The following is a 15,037-nucleotide window of genomic DNA, read 5'->3' on the forward strand; positions in this document are numbered from 1 at the left end:
GCGGGCCTACGACTTTCGTACTGGGTGCCGTGCAGTTATGTCCGATGTGGAGCGCCGTGCCGGTGGTGATGCTGGTGGTACCCGCGACGAAAGGAATACCGATGCACCGCCTTCTGCTGAGCATGACAGCGGTTCTGGTGGCGTTGCCGTCCGGCGTGCCGGTGGCCGCCGCGGCCGAGCCCGTTCCCGGGGCGCGCAGTCTGGGGGACCGGTTGTTCCCCGCGCTCGGGAACGGTGGCTACGACGCCCAGGACTACGACGTGAGTGTCACCTATCAGGAGGGGGTGGAGACCATGCCCGCGTCGGTGACCATGCGCGCCACCGCCACACAGGCGCTCTCGGAGTTCAGCCTCGACTCGGTGGGGCAGCGGATCCATGCCGTCACCGTCGACGGCCGGGCCGCCGGATTCCTTCAGGAGAACGAAAAACTCGTCGTCACTCCGCCGCAAGCGATCCGCGACCGCCGGTCGTTCACCGTCAGGGTGGACTACACCGCCGACCGAGCGCGGAACCCGACTCCGCCGGGTGCGCACCTGCCGCCCGGTGTCGAATGGCCGCTGAAGGCCTGGGTCGACACCCCCGACGGGTTCGCGCTGATGGGCCAGCCCGATCGCGCGCACCTGTTCTTCCCGTCCAACGACCATCCCAGCGACAAGGCGGGGTTCACCTTCCGGATCACCGCGCCGGCCGACCGCACCGCGGTCGCGAACGGCACGCCGATCGCCAAGGACACCCGCGACGGCGTCACCACATCGGTCTACCGCACCGTGCACCCGATCCCGGCCGACGTGGTCCAGCTCGCCGTCGGCCGGTTCCGGGAGGTGGACCAGACCGGTCCGGGCGGGCTGCCCGTTCGCAGTCATCTCGCGCTCGCCCGTTCAACGGCGCCCCGCTCACCGACGCGATGGAACGCACGGCCCGCGAAACCCCGGGCCAGCTCGCCTGGCTGGCGGGGGAGATCGGCCGCCCGTTCCCGTTCGAGCGATACGGCGTCCTCGGTCTCGCCAGCGGCTACGACGGCGTCGCGCTCGAGACGGCGACCGTCTCCACCTTCGGCGCCGGGCTTTCGCTCACGCCCGAGCAGGAAGCGCCGACGCTGGTGCACGAGCTGACCCACCAGTACTTCGGCGACGCCGTTTCCGTGCGCACCTGGGACGACATGTGGCTCAGCGAAGGTCACGCCCGCTACTACGAACGCCGGTACGCCGCCGCTCGCGGGTTCATCGACCTGGACCAGGAACTCAAGAGTTCCTATGAGCGAGACCAGCAGCAGCGCACCGAGGTCGGCCCGATGGGCAGGGACCCTAGTGGGGGACAACACTTTCCGTCGGATCGAACAGTCCTTTGTGGATCGTTTCCGGGATCGGGCGGCGTCCACTCAGGACTACGTCGACGTCGCGAACCAGGTCTCCGGGCGTGACCTCACCGCGTACTTCCACGACTGGCTCTACAGCCCGATCACCCCGCCGATGCCCGGCCATCCCGACTGGCACAGCGCGCCCACTGAAAAGGGCTGGGTGCCGGGCTCGGCTTGGGTGGGTGGCTCGTGAGTGGCTACGAGTGTTCTAACACTCGTAGCCACTCACGACCCCCACGCGCCTGACCGGCGGCGAGTTCGACAAGTTCGGCTGTTCAGGGCGTTTTTGCCGGTTCGGCGAAGGACAGGTTCTCGTCGCCAGTTCTTCGCCGAGGATCCGGATGGCCTTCGGGCCCATGCCGTGGATCTTCAGCAGTTCCTTCGTTGTCACGGTCGTCAGGGCACCGGGGCGTCCTGAGCAACCATCCCCGTCCCTCCTCGCTGATCACTGTGGGGCCTCACGATAGCGCCGACGGCGGCGGCGAACCCGCCTGTGAGTACGTGGATGTCGCGCCGGTAACGTTGACTGTTAGCGCGCTATTCATGTCGTGTCGACCTTCGGGAGGCGGGGCGCGCGATCACCGGTGGCAGGAGGAGACAGCAGCGATGATGGCGGGCGTTTCGGCGGCAGGGTCCGGAAGTGGTCTGTACGACGGAATCGCGGGGTTCGCCGTCGCAAGTCCGGCGTGGCTGCAGAAACTCGGGGCGCTCTACACCGAGGTGGGATTGTTCCTTTTCGGGGCTTTGTTCGTTTATGTGTGGTGGCGGGCGAGGACGACCGGCACCGCGAAGGACATGGCGCTGGCCCTGCTGGCCCCGGCGGTCACCGTCGCCGCGTATCTGGTGAGTGAGGTTTCGAAGAGCTTCATCCAAGAGGAACGCCCGTGCCGCGGGCTCGCCGAGTCGGCGACGGTCCTGAAATGCCCGGACGTGGGGGATTGGTCGTTCCCGAGCAACCACTCGACGATCGCGGCGGCGGCCGCGGTGGGCCTGCTCCTCGCCTGGCGCAGGTCGAGGCCGTGGGTGATCACGATGGCGGTCGCCATGGCCTTCTCGAGGGTGTTCGTCGGCGCGCATTACCCGCACGACGTCCTGGCCGGTCTGTTCGTCGGGGCGGTCGTCGCGTGGCTGCTGGTCCGGGCACTGACCGAGCGGCTCACGGCACTCGTCGAGCGGTACGCCGACCATCCGCGGTTCGGGTGGCTGGTGGGGATCCGGCCGGGGCAGGAGCCCGAGCCTGAGTTCGAACCCGAGTGGGACGACTCGGAGGAGCCGACTCAGTTGCTACCGCGGCAGCCGCGAGCGCCTCGCCGGGCGCCGCAGCGTCCCGCCCGGGCCGACCAGCCGACGGTCCGTATCGCCACGCCGCCGCCTCCGGCCCGGTTCCGGCCGCAGGTTCCCCCGGCACCGCGACGGCAGCCACCTCGTCCGTCCGTCCGGCCCGTCCGGCAGCGCGCAGAGCCCCCGACACCCTGAACGCACCGGGAACTCCGCGGGAGGTCCGGTCGTTCCCCCGGCGTGATGACGCTGCTGGAATGGAGCATTCCCGGCGGGATGGTACTGCTGGTCGCCGTCGGGATCTTCGAGCTGTGGCGGGAGAAGCGCCGCAAACGCACGGGGAAACGGCTGTCCGCGACCTACGTCGACGAGGTCACGGCGATGTTCTACGGGACCAAGCGGATGGAGCTGAACCACCGGGATTCGGTGGAGATGCTGCGCGAGGAGGAGGACGACGGCGCCCCGCCCCGGTTCGGTGTCGACCTCGACCGCGGGACCGTGTCCGTCCGGCCGCAAGATCCGGGTCCCCGGTCCGAATAGGACGGTGGTCTTCGGGGGATTTGCGACCACTGACCGAAAAACGGCCGATGTCCCCCTCGGTTCTTGTTGTGGCGACGGCAACCACGAACTAGCCTCGAGCCGAGGATTCCGCGACTGAGGAGCATTGTGTCCGACGAGATCACTGCCGCGACCGTCACCATCACCGGGCACGGGGGTGACGAGATCGAGGCCTACCTGGCTCGTCCCACTGGGCCGCAAGCGCGCGGCGGGGTGGTGGTCATCCACCACATGCCCGGCTACGACGCTTCGACGAAGGAGATCGTCCGGCGCTTCGCCGCCGCCGGTTACGCGGCCGTGTGCCCCAACCTGTACACCCGCGAAGCCCCCGGCGCGAGCCCGGACGACGCCGCGGCCGCCGCCCGTGCCTCCGGCGGTGTCCCGGACGAGCGGCTGGTCGGTGACGTCGACGGCGCCGCGCGGTACCTGAACGGGCTCGACGGCGCGAACGGCAAGATCGGCGTCATCGGCTTCTGCTCCGGTGGCCGCCAGACATTCCTTTCCGCGTGCTCCCTGCGGATCGACGCCGCCGTGGACTGCTACGGCGCGTTCGTCGTCAACGAGCCGCCCGCCGGGATGCCGGCGTCGATGAAACCGTTGCTGGGCCTGGCACCGGACCTGTCCTGCCCACTGCTCGGGCTGTTCGGCGCCGACGACAAATTCCCCGCGCCCGACGAGGTCGCGATCCTCGCCGCCGAACTCGACAAGTTCGGCAAGACCCACGAATTCCACTCCTACGAAGGTGCCGGTCACGCCTTCTTCGCCGTCGACAGGCCGAGCTACCGGCCGGAGGCCGCGGTGGACGGCTGGCAGAAGATCCTCGGCTTCTACGGCCGCCACCTCAACGCGTAAGGAACCGCGAAACCAATGTGCACCTACCTCACCGAAAAGATCGCCGTCGAAGGCAGCGGCAAGGGCGCGAACGGCTGGTTCGGCCTCAGCCACGCCACCGTCTACGTCGACCACCCCGTGCACGCCCGGTTCGCGCACACGGTCAACATCGACTTCCTCAACCCGGCACAGGGCGCGTCGGCGCGGGTCGCGGTCGAGCTGACCGAAGAGGACGCGCTGGCACTGGTCGCCGCGATCCAGACCGCGCTGGCCGCCGCGCCCGCCGGACTCGCTTCTCGCGACCAGTAGCGGCGACGGCGTCACGCGCTATCGTCGGGGTGGGCCGGTCCCGGCCCGTGAGGGACGGAGCACAGGATGAGCGGAACGGACGCTGAGCACCCGGACGTGGTGGAAGCCGAACTCGTCGAGGACACCAAGGCCGCCTCCCTGCCCGACACCGTGGCGCCGCAGGTCCCGGAAGCGGACTACACCGAAGCCGGGGTGCCCGGTTTCGACTACGTCCGGGACCGGATCGAAAAGCGGTTCGCCACTTCGGTAGGCGCGACCGAGCTCGCCGGGCTCGGCGGGAAAGAGGACATCGCATCGCTCGACAAGAAGCTGGCCGACCGCGACAAGGCCGCCAAGGACAAGCTCGCCGAGATCCGGCGTTCGATGCGCCAGGACACGACCTAGGTTTTCACCTGGGCCGGGCACCGGACGATCACCGCACGGTAGTCGTCCGGTGACGCAGAATGGGCGGCTGGGCCTGGTGATCATGCGCCCTCACCGCCGCGAAACACGTCTCGTACACTGACCGCCGAGGTCGGCAGGATGCCTGCCGAACACCGGGGGTTCACGGTAGTTGAAGACGACAGTCACGCAGGAATACCAGCGTAGTTCCGAGGCGCCCCAGCCGGGTTCGGGCACGGCCCGGGCCAAGGGTTTCCGGCCCGATATCCAGGCCCTGCGCGCGGTGGCCGTGATGGCCGTGGTGCTCAATCACGTGTGGCCGTCCCGGCTGCACGGCGGCTACGTCGGTGTCGACGTCTTCTTCGTCATCTCCGGTTTCCTGATCAGCTCGCACATCGGGCGGGAGATCGCCCGCACCGGGCGGGTCCGGCTTGGCCGGTTCTACGCCCGGCGTATCCGGCGCCTGTTGCCTGCCGCTTTCCTGGTGCTGCTGTTCAGTCTCGCCGCGGCCTACCTGCTGCTGCCGTTCCCGCGCTGGGAGGTCAACGCGCAGGAGGCGCTGGCCAGCGCCCTGTACGGCGAGAACTGGCTGCTGGCCGCCAAGTCCGTCGACTACTCGGCGCTCACCGAGGCCGCGAGCCTGTCGCAGCACTACTGGTCGCTGTCGGTCGAAGAGCAGTTCTACCTCTTCTGGCCGATCCTGTTGCTGTTGCTGTTCAAGGTCAGGCGCACCCGGGCCCAGATCGTGGGCATCGCGATCATCGGCGCCGCCTCGCTCGCCTTCAGCGTCTACTTCACCGCGGCTTCGAAGAGCCAGGCGTACTTCGTCACCCCCACCCGGGTGTGGGAGTTCGCCCTCGGCGCGCTGATCGGACTGGCCGGGGCCAAGGTCGCGCTGCCGCGCATCGCCGCCAATCTCGCCTCCGCCGCCGGGCTCGCGATGATCCTCGGGTCCGCGCTGCTGTTCGACCACGCGACGGAGTTCCCCGGCTACCTCGCCCTGGTGCCCACGGTGGGTACCGGCCTGGTGATCATCGCCGGCACCCGCCCGGGCAAGCAGTGGCACACGGCGCTCAGTTCGTCGCCGCCGGTGCAGTTCCTCGGCAACGTCAGCTACTCGCTGTACCTGTGGCACTGGCCGCTGATCGTGCTGGCGCCGTTCTTCCTCAGCGATGTGTTCGGCACCGACGGTGTGCTGACCTTCACCCAACGGGCCGGGGTGCTCGTGGTCGCGGTCGCGCTGTCGTACCTGTCGAAGAAACTGGTCGAGGACAAGGGGATTTCCTGGGGCCTGTTCGTCTCCAGCACCAAGCTCACCTTCGTCGGGATGGTGGCCGGTATCGCGGCCGTCTCGCTGGTGGTGGGCGGCCTGGTCTGGACCTATGACCGCCATGTGACGCAGTCCGCGCTCGAGATCTGGAACGAGGCGGTGAAGCCTTGTTACGGGGCCTCCGCGATGGTCCCCGGCAGTGGGTGCGCCGACCAGTTCGGTCCCGCGAAGGTCGTCGACATGGGGCCCGCCAACGAGTACTACGGCGGCGCGGAGGAATGTCCTCCCGACAGCGACCTGCTCATGGTCGCGGGCAACAAGCGCACGACCAACATCTGCGACTTCAGCGACGGCGCCCCGTCACCGCAGGTCGCCTGGCTGGTCGGTGACTCGCACGCGCAGCAGTGGCAGGGCCCGGTGCTCGATCTGGCCCGCGAGCACAACTGGGTGCTCAAGCGCAGCTACCTCGGCGGCTGCCCGGTCGCGAAGATCCAGTTCCGTGGCTACGACGGCCGTGACAACAAGGACGAGGCCCGGTACTGCATGACCTGGGGCGAGGACGTGAACGACGCCATCGTCGAGGACCGGCCCGATTTCGTGTTCACCTCGTTCTACGCGCGCAACGAACCGGCCATCGAAGTTCCCGGGAAGACACAGGCGGACCATTACCGCGAAGGGCTGGAGCCGTACTGGAGCGCGTGGACCGGCGCCGGCGCGAAGGTCGTCGTGCTCGGCGACCCGCCGCTGAACGGTACCGTCCGGCCCGCCGACTGCATGTCGTTGAACCGGGAGACCCCGGCGGTCTGCGCGGTGGACCGGGCCACGGCCCAGCCGCCGGACCCGATGCTCGAAGCGGCCAAGCGGAGCACCGATCCGAATGTGAAGTATCTCGACGTCACGGACTACTTCTGTGACGAGGGCAGCTGCTACGGCGTGATCGGCGGGGTGATGGCCTACTACGACCCCAACCATCTCAACCTGATGTTCAGTCGCAGCTTCCGGCCGATGATCGCCGCCGTGGCCGGGTTGCCGGACCAGTAGGACGACGCCTCGGCTCATCGACCGGAAGCGGTGCCCGCCCGAAAGCGAGATGTATAACGACCTATACGGCCGGGGTTTCACGCGCCGGCTCTTCCGAGATCGAGTCGACGCGGTCCGGGTAGAAGGCCACATGGTCCTTGATGTCGGCGACGGCCGGATACGGGGCCTCGTAGATCCACACGGAGTTCACGGACCTCTCCCCGCCGACGGGGATGCTGTAGTAGCCGCTCTCACCCTTGTAAGGGCAATAAGTGGTGTGGTCCGTCCGCTCCAGCAGCGAGACGTCCACATCCTTGAGCGGGATGTACTGGACCGGTGGGTACGACGCCTCGCGCAGGGTCACCGCGTCCCGGGTGTCGGCGATGACGCGCCCCGCGAGCGTCACGACGACCCGGGCCGGGTTGTGCTCGGTCGTGATGGGGTGATCGGGGCCCGGCTGCTTGATCTGCTTGTCCGCCATGATCGTGGCTTTGCCTTTCGGTGATCGGTCTTTGATTCCGTCTACTGCACTGCTGGGATCAACCTCAGGCGCCGCCGATTCTGTTCCCTCCCACAGCCGCGGGCCAGGATCCGCAGGGCACGTTTGAGTACGGACCGGCGCTCGGTGACCATCGTGGGCGAATTTCACGATCGCTCTACGGATGGTGACAACTTGACGGGAGGTCGTGCGTCCTGGAGGGCAGAGAGACGTTTCGACACGACAAGGGACTTCATGCCGCTGAACGCCGACCATTGCCCCTCCTGGCCAGAAGGACTGTCCCGCCGCACACTGATGCTCGGCGGTTTGGCGGGATTGGGTGCGGTACTCGCCGGTTGCGCCTCGAACTCCGAGCCGTCCGCCGCGCCGCCTCCGCCGACGTCGCCCTCTGCCTCGGCCGATACGACCTCGGCCGAAACCGCGCTGGCCGCGTTGGAAACCGGGTTCGGGCGGCTCGGGGTGTCCGCGATCGACACCGGCAGCGGCGCGGTGATCCGGCACCGGGCCGACGAGCGGTTCCTGATGTGCTCGACGAGCAAGGCATTGGTGGCGTCCGGGGTCCTGCGGCTGAGTGAGCGCGAGCCGGGGCTGATGGACAGGGTGATCCGCTACGACCGGTCGCAGCTGCTGGAGTACGCGCCGGTCACCTCCCAGCACGTCGCCGACGGCATGACCGTCTCCGCGCTGTGCGACGCGGCGATCACGGTCAGCGACAACACCGCGCTCAACCTGCTGCTCGGGGTTCTGGGCGGTCCGGCGGCCGCGACGGCGTTCGTCCGGACGCTCGGCGACCAGGTCACCCGCCACGACCGGACCGAGCCGGACCTGAACGTCGGCGCCCCCGGTGACGAGCGGGACACCTCGACCCCCGCGCAGCTGGCCACGGACCTGCGCGCGTTGGTACTCGGTGACGCGCTCGCCGTGCCGGGCCGGGGCCTGCTCACCGGCTGGCTGAAGGCCAACACCACCGGCGCCAAGCAGATCCGCGCCGGAGTGCCCGCGGGCTGGGTCGTCGGCGACAAGACCGGCTCCGGGTTCAAGGGCGAGCGGAACGACATCGCGGTGGTGTGGCCGCCGGGCCGCGCCCCGCTGGTCATCACTGTCTTCACCGTGCCGACTGACCCGGAATCCACCAGGGGACAGGAGATCATCGCCGGCGCGGCGTCGATCGTGGCCAAGGCGTTCGTCCCGGCGGCCTGACCTGGTTGCTCAGTGCACCTTGCGCAGCCGCAGCGCGAGCGCCGGGCAGGCGGCCGCGGCCCGGCGAGCTTCGGCCACCAAACCCGGCGGTACCGGGCCGTTCGCCAGCACCGGGTAGCCCCATTCGTCGAGACCGATCGCCTCGGGCAGCGCCTCGGCGCACAAGCCGTGCGCGCGGCACCCGATCGGGTCGACCGTCAGCCGATGCCCGGTCATGCCGCTCGCCTCGCCCGGGTAAGACAACGGCGGTGCCGGACGTGCGAGGTGACGTCGTCACGGAACACCCCCAGCGCGGTGGCGCCCAGCCGGACCGCGCCGTCCGGATGGGCGCACGCGCCGCGCCCGGTCACCAGCGGCAGTCGCCGGTCCAGGCGCGCGACGGCGTCCGTGTCGCCTTGTACGAGCGCGGCGAAGTCCCCGGCGATGGCCGGCAGCCCGAACATGCACGGGCCGCACTGCCGGGCGGACTCGCCGGCGAGCTGGGCCAGCATCTTCGCGGTGAAGTGCAGTCCACAGGCCGAAACCGGGAGCACGTACACCGACGCGATCCCGGGCACCGCGCCCAGGTGCGTCCCCGTGGCGGCCCAGGGCAGCCAGGTTCCGCCGTACCCGCCGACGAGCACCGCCTGAACCGGCTCGATCGCTCCACCGGCGCGCACGAGCAGATCTGAGATCGGCAGCCCCGCCTGGACTTCGACCACCCCCGGACCGCGCACGGCACCGCCGACCGTCACCAGATCCGTGCGGGACCGGCGATACGCGTCAGCCCCGGTGCGGGCGACCAGTGCGAGCTGGGCGAGGGTGTCGACGTTGTCCACCAGCGTCGGCCGGCCACCGACCCCGCGTTCGGCCGGCCGTGGTTCCTTCCCGGCCGGGCGGGCGTCCCCGGTCGTCAGGTAGTTGACGAGCGCAGACTCTTCGCTCGCGACGTACCGCGGCGGGATTTCGACGACCCGCACCGGTGTCGGGTCACGGCGTTCGGCGAGCGCCGCCAGGACGCTCGCGATGGCGGTGCTCCCGCGGTGCACGCACAGCACGGCCTCGGTGGCGGCCACCGCCTGTGCGGCGAGCTGGACGCCGTCGAGCACCAGGTGCGGGGCGAGGGTGAGCAGCGCGTTGTCCTTGTGGCTCAACGGATCGCCTTCGCAGCCGTTCGCGACGACCACGGCACGGCGGCCTTGGACGGCGGCGAGTTTCCGGGCGGTCGGGAAGCCAGCGCCACCGCGGCCCCGGAGATCCGCCGCGCCGACCTCGGCGACGAACCGGCGCCGGCCTTCGGCGCCGGAGAAAGCCGCGAGCGGCGAGCCGCCGTGGGTACGTTCGTGGGCGGCCAGGTCCTGCCGGTGGGACGGCAGGGTGCGGGCCATCGGGGTGAACACGGTGGTCACCGGGTCGCCTCCTTCGGTGCGGACAGCTTGCGGGCTTCGGTGTCGGGATGGGTGCTCATCACCCGGGTGACCACGGCGACGGCCACCGCGATGACACAGAGCAGGTCCAGGGTGAAGATCCAGCCGCGGTTCGCGTCGGACTCGGCCATGCCGATCCCGTGCACCAGCGCGACCGGCCAGCAGAGGTAGGCCAGCCAGTGCACCGCGCGCCAGGCGCGGGCCGGGATCCGCGTCCGCAGCAGGCTGGTGACCACGATCGCGAGCAGGAGATCGATCGCCACCGCGCCGAGCCCGACCCAGAAGGCGTGGTACGCCGAGACGAACGGGATCAGGACGTCGACCCAGCGCAGCTGCACGTAGCTGTCGAGCACCGCGCTGATGATGTGCGCGGCGAGGAACAGCACGCTGGTCAGCGCCAGGTTTCGGTGCAGGGTCGCGGTCGTCAGGCGCGACCAGCCGCGGCTTTCGAACCGACCGGCGCCGAGAGCGCCGAGCACCACGACCGCGGTGAAGAGCACGAGCGACACCAGCCCGGTCGCGCGGCTGAAGTACCACAACGCCGGGCCCATCACGCCACCTCGGGGAGCGCGACGTCGTCGCCTGGCCAGCCGGCGACCGTGGTCACCGAACCGTCCAGCGCGACGAGCCTGGCTGGCAACCGACGCGCCGCCAGCCAGGCTGTCGCCCCTTCGCCGAGCACGACCGCCGCTGTCGACGCTGTGTTCGCGTCCACACAGGACAGTGCGGTCACACTGACCGTGCGCCAGTACGGCACCGGATTGCGGCCGGTCCGCGGGTCGACGATGTGGTGCACCGGCCGTCCGGCCCGCAGCCACCGGCGCCGGGTCGTGCCGGAAGTCGCCAGCCCGCCGCCGCGCATGGCGACCGTCGTCTGTGCTTGGTCGACGGCGGTGCGGTGGTCGTCGCCGACGGCGATCCGCCAGCCACCGGCCGGGGCACTGCCCGCGACAGCGACATCGCCGCCGAGGTTGACCAGCACACCGCAACCCAGCTGTCGCGCGATGAGCCGGGACGCGCGGTCCGCGGCGAAGGCTTTCGCGGTGGCACCGAGGTCGAGGTGGACCCGCCGGGGGAGGACCACGGTCGCCGACGCGGGGTCGAACAGGACCCGGTGCCAGCCCGGCGCCGGTGCCGGGCTCGCCGCGGCGCCGATGTCCGCTCTGTTGTCCGCCGGCAGGGCCGCGAAGTCCCGGTCGTAGCCCAGCGCCCGGATCGCGGTACCGACCGTGGGATCGACCAAGCCGCCGGTGAGCCGCGCGGCCCGCAGCGCCACGCCGATCGCGTCGGCGAGCAGCGGGCTGACGTGCACGGCATGGCCGGTTTGCCGGTGCAGCAGGGAAATCTCGGAATCCGGCCGGAACCGGCTGCAGGTCCGGTCGACGGCGTCGAGCTCGGCTCGCAGCAGTTTGGTGGCGTCGCCGAGCTTTTCCTGTTCGGTGACCACGACTTCGGCGGTGGTGCCGAGCGCGGGGAAGGACGCCCGCGCGGTCACGACGCACCCGATCCGCTGTGCGAGCCGGTGCCCGAACTCGAGTCCGGATTCGTGACCGGCGGCTGCAACTGGTCCTGCGACTGGGAATCCGAACTGTCGGTGGTCGTGGTCATGGTCGTCGTGTCAGTGGTGCCGGTCGCACCGGCCGCCATGGCCACGCCGATCCCACCTGCGGTGGCCGCACCGAGCAGTGCGGCCACCGCGGTCACCATGGCGGCCTTACGCCGACTTCGATCCCGCTTGGCCATCCGTTCGGGGGTGCTCGGATTCATCACCGTGTCCTCTCGCCGTCTGCCGGCCAGTGTCATCGGTGATTCTTTGAGACTGCTGGGTACAACCTGTCAGCCTGCTGTCGCCTGTCCGATGTGTCACGGCGCGCAGGAGTCCCGCGGCCCGCCCTTCCCCGCGCAGACGAACGCCGAGGGATTGAGCTGTGACGGCGGTTGCCGCAGCTTGGTGGCCTGTTCGTACGCGTAGCCGTAGCCGACCAGCGTCGGTTCGCTCCACGCCTGGCCCAGCAGGGCGATACTGAACGGCCGCCGGTTGGCCGACTGGTAACCCGCCGGGACGCTGATCGACGGATAGCCCGCCTTGGCCCCGATCCCCGCGCTCCCGCTGTTCGCGAACAGCAGCGCGGTCAGGGTGTTGTCGCGCATCACCGCGTCGATCCGGCTCTTGCTGTCGAGCAGGTCCTGCGCCCGGTCCGCCTGGTACTTGACGGTGTCGGCGCTGCCGGGGGCGAGATCCTTGGCCTGGGACGCGAGTGCCAGCACCTGCCCGAACTTCAGCGCCGCCGCGGCGTGCGCGTTGTTGTAGGCGATGACGTCGGCGAGGGTCTTGACCGGGGCGTTCCCCGGGAGCCTCGACAGGTAGGTGTTCAGGTCGCGCTTGAACTCGTAGCTCAGCACGGAGGAACCGCCGGGGATGCTGCCGGAGGTGTCCAGCGTGACCGGGACGAGCGTCGCGCCCTGTGCCTGCAGCGCGGTGAGGGAGGCGTCCCAGAGTGTGCGGTTGTCCGTGCCCGCGGCCGGTACCTGGCTCGCCACCACGCCGATGCGGGCGCCCTTGAGTGCCGACTTCGACAGGTCCCGGGTGAAGTCGTGGCCCACCAAGGGATTCGCGGCGGTCGCCGGGTCCAGCGGATCGGCGCCGGTCATCGCCGTCAGCTGCGCGGCGGCGTCGGCGACGGTCTTGGTCATCGGGCCCGCGGTGTCCTGGCTGGCGGCGATGGGCACGATGCCGGTCCGGCTGATCAGGCCGACGGTCGGCTTGATGCCGACGACGGAGTTGGCGGCGGACGGGCTGAGGATCGACCCGGACGTCTCCGAGCCGACGGTCAGCGGGGCGAGGCCGGCGGCCGCCGCGGAGCCCGGACCGGCGCTGGAACCGCTCGGCGTCTGCGAGGTGTCGTAGGGATTGAGCACCTGGCCGCCGAGCGAGCTGTACCCGCCGGGCATCCCACTCGTCAGGTAGTTGGCGAACTCGGTCAGGTTGGCCTTGCCGAGGATCACCGCGCCGGCCTTCTTCAGCCCGGTCACGAGCGGTGCGTCCACGGCCGGGGACGACCGCGCGAGCGCGACGGACCCGGCCGTCGTGGGCATGCCCTTGACGTCGATGTTGTCCTTGAGCAGCACCGGAATCCCGACGAGCGGGCCGTGCGGGCCCTTCCGGCGCAGGATCGCGTCGGCCGCTTTGGCCTCGGTGAGCGCGTTGGGGTTCAGGGCGCGCACGGCGTTGAGTGAGGGGCCCTGTGAGTTGAGCCGGCTGATGCGGTCGATGTAGCCCTGTGTCAGGTCTTCGCTGCTGAGCTTCCTGGCGCCGAGCAGCTTGCCGAGGTCGGCGACTGTGGCGGTCTCGAGGTCCACGGCCGGGCCACCACGATCTGCCGGGTCGGCGGTCGAACTGCTGGTCTGGGCAAAGGTCAGCGTCGCGGCCACGGCCACGGCGAGTACGGCACTCCACGGTGGTCTCTTGCGAAACGTGCGATACGGCTGCATCTGGGCACCTCGTTGCTGGAAGTGATTAGCTTTGCTAACCAGATCCCAGTCCCGGCGCGTTTCGTCCCCGGTGCGCCAGGATTAAGACCGCGTTGCGCGATCGCCCCTCCCGCACGGGTCGTGAGTGGCAACGAGTGTTAGAACACTTGTTGCCACTCACGAGCCACCCACTCAGCGGAGGTGTCGTCGCTCGCTGCTCGTCGCTTAAGGCTTCAGGAGTTCCAGGTCGACGGCGTCGGCCATCGCCTGCATTCCCGTCGCGTTGGGGTGCAGGTGGTCACCCGAGTCGTAGGCGGGCAGCAGGGCGGTGACGTCCGCCGGGTTGCGCGTGGCCAGGTCGAAGTCGACGACGCCGTCGAACGCGCCCGAGGTGCGGATCCAGGTGTTCGCCGCCTGCCGGATCGCTTCGCCGGATTCGCTGTAGTACCCGGCTCCCTTGACGGGCTGCACCGTGCCGCCGAGGATCCGCACCCCGGCCGCGTGGGCTTGGGCGATCAGGCCGCGATAGCCGTTGATGAGGTCCTGCGCGGTCAGCGGGGCGCCGTCGGGGCCGGCGTTGTTGCCGATGTCGTTGATCCCCTCCAGCAGGATGACGGTCCGCACGCCGGGCTGCTGCAGCGCGTCGTGGCGGAATCGCTTGAGCGCGCTGATTCCCTGCCAGATGTTGGGCACGTCGGTGAGCACCCGATTGCCGCCGAGCCCGGCGTCGACGACCGCGGTGGGGCGGTGACCGGCGAGCCGGCGGGCGAGGTCGTCCGACCAGCGGCGGTAAGTCCCGGTCGGGGTGTTGTAGCCGTCGGTGATCGAGTCGCCGAACGCCACGACGGTACCGGTGGCCTGCGGCGAAACGACGTCCAAACCGGACAGGTAGTACCAGGAAGTGGTGGCGGCGATGTAGTTCCCGTCCTCGGTGTCCCCGGTGTGGTTGCCCGGTTTTGACAGGTAGCTGGTGTCGAAGGCGTCAGAGTGCCAGGTCGCGGAGCTGGTGGCCTGTGGAAGATACAGGCTGACCAGCAGGTTCTGCTCGGCGCGCACCGACATCGGGATCGGGTCACTGACCACTTCGGACCGGGCCGGGATGGTGAACGTCTTGGCACGGTTGAAGGTCACGGTTCGCTGGGTGCCGGAAACCGCGGTCGCCTGGTTCGCCTGCAGGGCGACGCTCACCGCGCCGACGGCGAGCGGGGTCGTGCCGCGCAGATTCGACAACCGCAGCCGGGGCTGGTCACCGCCGACACTGGGATGCACGACCATCCGCAGGGTCTGGTCGGAGAAATTGGGGCCGCCGATGGTCATGCTCGGTCCCCACACGGCCACGCGGGAACCGTGCGCGCCGCCGGCGGTGTCGGCCGACGCCACGCCGCCGGACAACGTAAACACGGCCAGCAGGACGACCAGAAGTCTTTTCGGGGAAATCACAGTGACACACCCTTTTT

At 69.7% G+C, this 15,037-nt stretch carries 18 protein-coding genes and 1 pseudogene; 10 read left to right on the plus strand and 9 right to left on the minus strand.

The window, feature by feature from the left end; translation table 11 throughout:
- Positions 1-596: 596 nt before the first annotated feature.
- From VGP60_RS41800 to VGP60_RS29520, 3 genes and pseudogenes are all read left to right on the plus strand, one after another.
- A pseudogene (locus VGP60_RS41800) lies at positions 597-761 on the plus strand (M1 family peptidase); the annotation flags it as partial.
- Between the two features lie 143 nt (positions 762-904).
- Positions 905-1,420, plus strand: coding sequence for a M1 family aminopeptidase (locus VGP60_RS41805; protein ID WP_414640422.1), 516 nt, complete (start codon positions 905-907; stop codon positions 1,418-1,420).
- On the plus strand, positions 1,308-1,550 hold the full coding sequence (locus VGP60_RS29520; protein WP_327551404.1) for a hypothetical protein: 243 nt from the start codon (positions 1,308-1,310) through the stop codon (positions 1,548-1,550). The genes VGP60_RS41805 and VGP60_RS29520 overlap by 113 nt, the downstream gene beginning before the upstream one ends.
- 15 nt (positions 1,551-1,565) lie before the next feature.
- Here VGP60_RS29520 and VGP60_RS29525 read toward each other — a convergent pair whose 3' ends face one another.
- Complete coding sequence (locus VGP60_RS29525) at positions 1,566-1,748, minus strand: hypothetical protein (RefSeq protein ID WP_327551405.1); 183 nt, start codon at positions 1,746-1,748, stop codon at positions 1,566-1,568.
- A gap of 215 nt (positions 1,749-1,963) precedes the next feature.
- Between VGP60_RS29525 and VGP60_RS29530 the strand changes: the two genes are divergently transcribed.
- The 6 genes from VGP60_RS29530 to VGP60_RS29555 all read left to right on the plus strand — a co-directional run bounded on the left by VGP60_RS29530 (position 1,964) and on the right by VGP60_RS29555 (position 7,025).
- Positions 1,964-2,833 (plus strand): phosphatase PAP2 family protein, encoded by an 870-nt coding sequence (locus VGP60_RS29530; protein ID WP_327551406.1) that lies wholly within the window; start codon positions 1,964-1,966, stop codon positions 2,831-2,833.
- Between the two features lie 45 nt (positions 2,834-2,878).
- Positions 2,879-3,175, plus strand: coding sequence for a DUF6191 domain-containing protein (locus VGP60_RS29535; RefSeq protein ID WP_327551407.1), 297 nt, complete (start codon positions 2,879-2,881; stop codon positions 3,173-3,175).
- 126 nt (positions 3,176-3,301) lie between these two features.
- Positions 3,302-4,045: a dienelactone hydrolase family protein gene (locus VGP60_RS29540; protein WP_327551408.1), complete on the plus strand. Its 744-nt coding sequence runs from the start codon at positions 3,302-3,304 to the stop codon at positions 4,043-4,045.
- Positions 4,046-4,060: 15 nt separating this feature from the next.
- Positions 4,061-4,333 carry a DUF6295 family protein gene (locus VGP60_RS29545; protein WP_327551409.1) on the plus strand — a complete coding sequence of 91 codons (273 nt, stop codon included), beginning with the start codon at positions 4,061-4,063 and terminating at the stop codon, positions 4,331-4,333.
- A 66-nt stretch (positions 4,334-4,399) separates the two neighbouring features.
- Entirely contained in the window at positions 4,400-4,717 is a 318-nt protein-coding gene (locus tag VGP60_RS29550) for a hypothetical protein (RefSeq protein WP_327551410.1), read from the plus strand.
- 169 nt (positions 4,718-4,886) lie between these two features.
- A complete protein-coding gene (locus VGP60_RS29555; RefSeq protein WP_327551411.1) occupies positions 4,887-7,025 on the plus strand; it encodes an acyltransferase family protein in 2,139 nt (712 codons plus the stop codon).
- Positions 7,026-7,086: 61 nt separating this feature from the next.
- On the opposite strand, the gene VGP60_RS29560 is transcribed toward VGP60_RS29555, so the two are convergent.
- Complete coding sequence (locus VGP60_RS29560; protein ID WP_327551412.1) at positions 7,087-7,485, minus strand: DUF427 domain-containing protein; 399 nt, start codon at positions 7,483-7,485, stop codon at positions 7,087-7,089.
- A gap of 252 nt (positions 7,486-7,737) precedes the next feature.
- Between VGP60_RS29560 and bla the strand changes: the two genes are divergently transcribed.
- A complete protein-coding gene (gene bla, locus VGP60_RS29565; protein WP_327551413.1) occupies positions 7,738-8,703 on the plus strand; it encodes a class A beta-lactamase in 966 nt (321 codons plus the stop codon).
- 9 nt (positions 8,704-8,712) lie between these two features.
- Here the strand turns inward: bla and VGP60_RS29570 are convergent, their stop codons facing one another.
- From VGP60_RS29570 to VGP60_RS29600, 7 genes are all read right to left on the minus strand, one after another.
- A complete protein-coding gene (locus VGP60_RS29570; RefSeq protein ID WP_327551414.1) occupies positions 8,713-8,919 on the minus strand; it encodes a ferredoxin in 207 nt (68 codons plus the stop codon).
- Complete coding sequence (locus tag VGP60_RS29575; protein ID WP_327551415.1) at positions 8,916-10,091, minus strand: NADH-ubiquinone oxidoreductase-F iron-sulfur binding region domain-containing protein; 1,176 nt, start codon at positions 10,089-10,091, stop codon at positions 8,916-8,918. The genes VGP60_RS29570 and VGP60_RS29575 overlap by 4 nt, the downstream gene beginning before the upstream one ends.
- On the minus strand, positions 10,088-10,660 hold the full coding sequence (locus VGP60_RS29580) for a ferric reductase-like transmembrane domain-containing protein (protein WP_327551416.1): 573 nt from the start codon (positions 10,658-10,660) through the stop codon (positions 10,088-10,090). The genes VGP60_RS29575 and VGP60_RS29580 overlap by 4 nt, the downstream gene beginning before the upstream one ends.
- Positions 10,660-11,604 carry an FAD:protein FMN transferase gene (locus VGP60_RS29585; protein ID WP_327551417.1) on the minus strand — a complete coding sequence of 315 codons (945 nt, stop codon included), beginning with the start codon at positions 11,602-11,604 and terminating at the stop codon, positions 10,660-10,662. The genes VGP60_RS29580 and VGP60_RS29585 overlap by 1 nt, the downstream gene beginning before the upstream one ends.
- A complete protein-coding gene (locus VGP60_RS29590) occupies positions 11,601-11,876 on the minus strand; it encodes a hypothetical protein (RefSeq protein WP_327551418.1) in 276 nt (91 codons plus the stop codon). Before VGP60_RS29590 ends, VGP60_RS29585 begins: the two co-directional genes overlap by 4 nt.
- Before the next feature lie 96 nt (positions 11,877-11,972).
- Positions 11,973-13,601: an amidase family protein gene (locus tag VGP60_RS29595; RefSeq protein ID WP_327551419.1), complete on the minus strand. Its 1,629-nt coding sequence runs from the start codon at positions 13,599-13,601 to the stop codon at positions 11,973-11,975.
- 204 nt (positions 13,602-13,805) lie between these two features.
- On the minus strand, positions 13,806-15,020 hold the full coding sequence (locus VGP60_RS29600; protein ID WP_327551420.1) for an SGNH/GDSL hydrolase family protein: 1,215 nt from the start codon (positions 15,018-15,020) through the stop codon (positions 13,806-13,808).
- Positions 15,021-15,037: the final 17 nt, after the last annotated feature.

Source organism: Amycolatopsis sp., assembly GCF_036008905.1.
Classification (GTDB): Bacteria; Actinomycetota; Actinomycetes; order Mycobacteriales; family Pseudonocardiaceae; genus Amycolatopsis.